The organism is Streptomyces sp. NPDC012474, from assembly GCF_042955185.1.
In the GTDB taxonomy this organism is placed as follows: Bacteria; Actinomycetota; Actinomycetes; order Streptomycetales; family Streptomycetaceae; genus Streptomyces; species Streptomyces cahuitamycinicus.
Map to the genome: position 1 here is coordinate 1 of NZ_JBIBEP010000048.1, position 5,686 is coordinate 5,686.

A 5,686-nucleotide genomic window follows, 5' to 3' on the forward strand; every position below is an offset into this window, starting at 1 on the left:
CGAGCCCACTCGTCATCAGAAAGATCACCCCGCCCCACACCGGATAGAACGACCGGCCGACAGGCGGGTTACCTGACCCATCGGACAGGCCCTAGCCTCCCTGAGTTCGCGGTCAGTGTGCCCATGGAGGTCCAGTCCGTCTACCAATGTCAGCAATTCAACTCGTTGGAGTGGTAACGGTCTCACCCGTTGTACTTTCGGCGCCACTCTTGGTGAACTGTCGTCAGTTGAACCGCCGCCCGGCCGGAAGCGCACCGGCCCCCTGCCCTCCGGAAGGCAGGGTCCCGGCACTGCCACCGTCGTCCGGCAGTTCGTGACAGGCGCCGCAAAGGACCCGTTCCGCACCACGGAGGTACACCCTCGTGAGCAGCAACGAACAGAGCACTGAACCGAGCAGCGAATTGACCCACCCCGTCAGTTACGACGTCAGCTACGGCGACCATCCGGCATCGATCCCGTTCGCCGACCCATGGACGTACGAGATCCACTTCCCCTGCGATCCGCGCGGCCCCCGGATCGTCCGGGGCGCCGTCCGCGCCGTACTTCACGCGCACGAGATCGGTGAACTCGCCGACCGTGCCGAGCTGTTGACCTGCGAACTCGCCACCAACTCGGTGCGGCACACCAAGGGCCCGGTCATCGTCCGGATGCACTGGCTGTGCCCCGCGCTGCGCGTGAGCGTATGGGACGCGAGTCCGGATTGGCCTCCGTTCGCGCCGGGAGTGGCGATGCCCGACCCCGCCGCCCCTTGCGGTCGAGGGCTGCCGATCATCGAGAGTCTCGCCGACCGGTGGGGCGGCTGCGGGTTCGTCGACGGGCCGAACGGCGGGCCGGGCGGCAAGACCATCTGGTTCGAGCTCGCACTCGGGGATCATTTCCGGCCACCCTCCCCGGTGCTCGCCGCCTGATCCGCGCGCACCCCGCGCCGTGCTCTCCGGCCGCCGATAGAGTTTCGATCACCTGTCCTGTACGGGGGGCGGGGGTCGAGGCCGGTGGCCGGGGAGGACAGGCGTGGCGGAGCAGCCGGAGTACGTCAGGACCGAGCGGCCGCTGATCGAGCAGCTGACGGCGATGGGCTGGACCCATCTCCGGGGCGGCCCGACCGCCGGACCCGCCACCGCGCCGCGCGCCTCGGACCGTACGAGCTTCGAGACCGTCGTGTACGCGGACCGGTTCAAGGCCGCCGTGGCTCGCATCAACCCGAGGCCGTCGGACGGGAAACCCTGGCTGAGCGACGCACAGCTCGACCACCTCCTCGCACTGGTCCAGGGCACCGCGCCGGGGCAGGGCCCGAAGGAACGCGGAGTCGCCGGGAACCTGGAGGTGACCGACCTCCTGCGCAAGGGCCGCAACGCCCGCACCCTGCCGGGCTGGACGAAGGGCGACCCCGAACACGTACGACTCGTCGACTGGGACGGCGAGTTCGGGGAACGTCTGGACACGCCCGGCGGTGGCAATGACCTGCTCGTCGTCTCCCAGTTCCGGGTCGAGCGGAAGGACGCCGCTCCCGTCACGCCCGACCTCGTGCTGTTCGTGAACGGGCTGCCCTGGGTGGTGATCGAGTGCAAGGCGCCCGTGGTGTCCGGCCCTCAGGGAGACGTGCGGGCCGCCCTGGACGACGCCGTCGACCAGGTTCTCCGGTACGCGGGCGTCAACTCCCCGGCCGCCGTACCCGAATTCGTCCGCTTCGCGCAGGTCCTGGTCGCCACCGACCGCGACCACGCCGAGACCGGCACGGTCACCGCCGAACCCCGGCACTTCGCCCCCTGGCGCACGGTCGCGCCCGTGAGTGAGGACCGCGTACGCGAGGAGGTGCGCAAGCCCGCGTCGGCAGCCCTCACCGACCAAGAGATCCTCGTCGCCGGGATGCTGCGCCCTTCCCATCTCCTCGACCTGGTACGGGACTTCACCACCCGGCTCGGCAGCGGTCACCGTACGGTCAAACTGGTCGGCCGTCACCAGCAGTTCAAGGCGGTGAAGGCGCTCACGCGGAAGCTGGAGGAGCGGGACCGGAAGGCGGCGGCCGGCGTGGCCGTCAGCCACCGGGGCGGTGTCGTCTGGCACACCCAGGGCTCCGGCAAGAGCCTGACCATGGCGTTCCTGGTCCGGCACCTGCGCAGCCGTCCCGCTCTGAAGTCGCACAAGGTGGTCGTGGTCACCGACCGCATCGACCTGGAGAAGCAGATCCGGGCAAGCCTCGCTGCCACCGAGGAGAAGGTGCATCGCGCGCCGAGCGTCAAGCGGGCCAGGAAGTACCTGGAGGTGGACGTCGGGGACGTCGTCCTTGTCACCCTGCAGAAGGCGCAGCGCGACGACACCGCGTACGACGGCCGCGAGGAGTCACTGCCCGACGCCGCCCCCGCCGACGATGACGAGGACGGTGCCGAGGACGAGGGATACGTACAGAACCGGGTGGCCAATCCCCACCACCACGTCGTCGTCCTCATCGACGAGGCCCACCGGGGCCAGGACAAGTGGCAGCACGCCCGCTGGCGGGCCATGCTCCCGCGCGCCGCCTTCGTCGGCTTCACCGGCACTCCGGTGATCGACCGCAACCGCAAACGCAGCGAGGAGATCTTCGGCCCGTACGCCGACACGTACACCCTGCGCGACGCCGAACTCGACCGGTCCGTCGTGCCCGTTCGCTACGAGGCGTACGCCGTACCGCTCGATGTCATCGAACAGGCCGCCCTCGACGCCCGGTTCGATGAGAAGGTGCCGTCCGATCCGGCGCTGCGGGCCAAGGTGCTGCGCAAGTTCGGCCGCCGCAAGGAGATCCTGGAAGCCCCATCGGTGATCGAGGCCAAGGCCGAGCACATGCTCGGACACTGGGCCAGTACCGCGCTGCCCGACCGCTTCGGGGCGCAGATCGCCACCGTCTCGCGGCTCGCCGCCGTCCGCTACCGCACCGCGCTGCTCGCCGCCCGCGACCGGCTCGTCGCCCGCCTCGACGCGCTCGACCCGGCCTTGATCGCCGACCCCATGGCCGCGCTCGAAGCCGACGACGAGGAGCGGGCGCTCCTCATGCTCCTGCCGGATCGCGAGGTACTGAGAACGCTCGACGCGGCCGTCGTCGTCTCTCCGGCGGGCCAGGGCGGCAGCGATCCGGAGGCGTGGCGGCCGTGGATCACCAAGAGCCACCAGGACGCGCACATCGAGCGTTTCAAGAAAGGGCTGCCTCCCCGCGACATCACGGCCGATCCGGCATGGAACGTCAGGACGCACGGGTTGCAGCCGTCCGGCGTCGGCACCCCGGCGAGCGGCGGCCAGGTGTGGAACGTCGATCTCGACCTGCCCGCGGACAGCGGACCGCCCGCGCCGCCGGACACGGAGGGCAGCGCGCCGCCGGAGACCATGGCCTTCCTGGTGGTCCAGTCGATGCTGCTCACCGGCTTCGACGCGCCCGTCGAGCAGGTCCTCTACCTGGACTGCAAGCTGTCCGGCGCGGGACTGCTGCAGGCCGTGGCCCGCACCAACCGGCCCTACCCGGCCAAGAAGTGGGGCCAGGTCGTCGACTACGTCGGCATCGGCCCCGAACTGGCCCGCTCGCTCGCCTCCTACGACCAGGAGCACCTGCGGCACGTCCTCGGCTACCGAAACGTATCCCTGGACCACCTCCAGCCGGACTACGAGGGACCGCAGCCGGACGGCCGCAGCCCGGACCGGGACGGACTGCTGCTGCGGTCCGACGCCGCCGCCAAGGCCCTCCTGGAAGACCTCGGGGCGAAGGTCACCCGTTTCCTGGCCGGGCAGAACGTCACCGACCCCGGCGACAAGTCCCAGTGGGAGGAGTTTCTCGGCGAACGCCTCGACGACCCGTTGCGGCGCGGCGAGTTCGACGAACGCGTCCGTGACTTCCTGACGGCGCTCAACGCGGTCCTGCCGGATCCGGAGGCACTGAAGTACCGTGCCCTGGCAGGACAGTTGGGCACGCTGCAGTACATGGCCAGACGCCGCTACCTCGACGGCCGTGAACAGTTCAGCCCGCGCCGCTACGGGGCCAAGGTGCGCCAGCTCATCTCGCAGCACATCGAGACCACTGGGATCCGGCAGCGGATCCCACCCGTCGAACTCACCGACCCGGAGTTCATGGAACGGGTCGACGCGAATGCCGACCCCCGGGCGCGGTGCTCGTACATGACGGGCTCGCTGAAGCTGCGCATCACCGCGAAGATCGGCGGCGACCGGGCGGGCTACCAGCGATTCAGTCTCCGGCTCGAAGAGATCATCGCGCGGATGCGGGACGACTTCGAGCAGGCTGCCGCCGACCTGAAGCGTCTGGTTGGGGATGTGGCCGCGGCGGAGCAGGAGCCGGAGAGCGACGACGGTCTCGACTCCCGGACTGAACGGCTGGTCCTCGGACTGCTCCAGCAGCACGCCGAAGAAGCCGGGCGGGAGCCTTGGTCGCCGGGCACCGATCTGATCCGGGCGGCCCGCGGCCTGACCATGGAGATGTCGGTGCTCGTCCGGCGGCCGCAGATACACACGCAGGTCGCTGCCCGCATCCGCATGCGCAGCGAACTCTGTGAGCACCTGGAGACCTGGCTCGCCATGGACTGGGACGACATCGGCGACCTTGCGAGCCACCTGACAGAGCTTGCCGTGGAGAGGCATGAGTACTTCCTCGGATACCGGCCGCGCGACGAGGCAGACGGCGGGGACACCTGAATCGGTGACCACGGGTGACTGCCAGGCAGGGTGATGTCGTTGCCGGATGGTAAGGAGAGCGGGTGCGTACCGTCGTCGAACAGGCCATCGCTGATCTCCCCGTGCCCACAGGGTGGCGGTGGGATGTCGCCGTGCGGCCACGGCGCCGCACCCTCGGCATCGAGATCGCCGAGGACGGCCGGGTGCTCTTCGCGATTCCCGCAGGCGCAGATCCGAAAGAGATCGCCGACGCGGTGCGCGGCCGGATACCGCGTCTCGCCGCCGAGGTCCGCCGCCGTCAGGACCTGCGGGCTGCCGAACCGGTCAAGGACCTGATCGGCGGCGAGGGCTTCGCCTACCTGGGCCGCCGGTACCGGCTCAAGCTCACTCCCGACGACGGCAGCAGTCACGTACGACTGCGACAGGGATGGCTGGAGCTGCCCCGATCGCGGTCGGCCGCCGCTGATGCGGGGCCCCTTGTTGAGTGGTACAGCAGCCGCGGGGAGCGCTGGCTCGCTGCCCGGCTGCAGCCGCTGGCGTCACTGGCCGGAGTGCGTGATCCGGCAAGCATCGAGGTTCGGGACCTCGGCCGTCGCTGGGGTGCCTGTTCTCCTGAGGGCGCGATCACCGTGCATTGGGCGGTGATACAGCTGCCGGTCGTCCTGGTGGACCTCGTCCTGATCCATGAGCTCTGCCACCTCAAGTACCCCGGACACGGAGCGGCTTTCCGACGGGCCGTCCGGCTCGCGCTACCCGACGCAGACGTGCGCGAACGGCAGTTCGCGCAGGAGGAGCCGCGACTGTGGCGCGGAGCTGTCTCCTCGCCAAGGCACTAGCTAGCGCTCGGCTTCGATGAGGTCTGCACGGGAAGCTGCGCGCAAGTGATCGTCAATGAGGATGACACCCGCGAACTCGACCAGGCCTCCGAAATGGTAATGGACCAGAGAAGCCCGACTCGCACGACATCTGCTTCATCGCCGACGGCGACACCCAGGGCTTCCTGGCCTCCCGCCTCGGCAAGGCGGAGGGCGACATCGTC

Annotated in this window: 3 protein-coding genes and 1 pseudogene; all 4 read left to right on the forward strand. The window is 69.6% G+C overall.

Going from position 1 to position 5,686, the window contains the following annotated elements; all coding sequences use genetic code 11:
* Positions 1 to 362 precede the first annotated feature (362 nt).
* A complete protein-coding gene (locus ACFY9S_RS40555; protein WP_391139155.1) occupies positions 363 to 908 on the forward strand; it encodes an ATP-binding protein in 546 nt (181 codons plus the stop codon).
* Positions 909 to 1,011: 103 nt separating this feature from the next.
* Complete coding sequence (locus ACFY9S_RS40560) at positions 1,012 to 4,668, forward strand: type I restriction endonuclease (protein WP_391139157.1); 3,657 nt, start codon at positions 1,012 to 1,014, stop codon at positions 4,666 to 4,668.
* Between the two features lie 62 nt (positions 4,669 to 4,730).
* Positions 4,731 to 5,483 carry a YgjP-like metallopeptidase domain-containing protein gene (locus tag ACFY9S_RS40565; RefSeq protein WP_391139159.1) on the forward strand — a complete coding sequence of 251 codons (753 nt, stop codon included), beginning with the start codon at positions 4,731 to 4,733 and terminating at the stop codon, positions 5,481 to 5,483.
* Positions 5,484 to 5,686 (forward strand): annotated as a pseudogene (locus tag ACFY9S_RS40570) (tRNA 2-thiouridine(34) synthase MnmA); the annotation flags it as partial.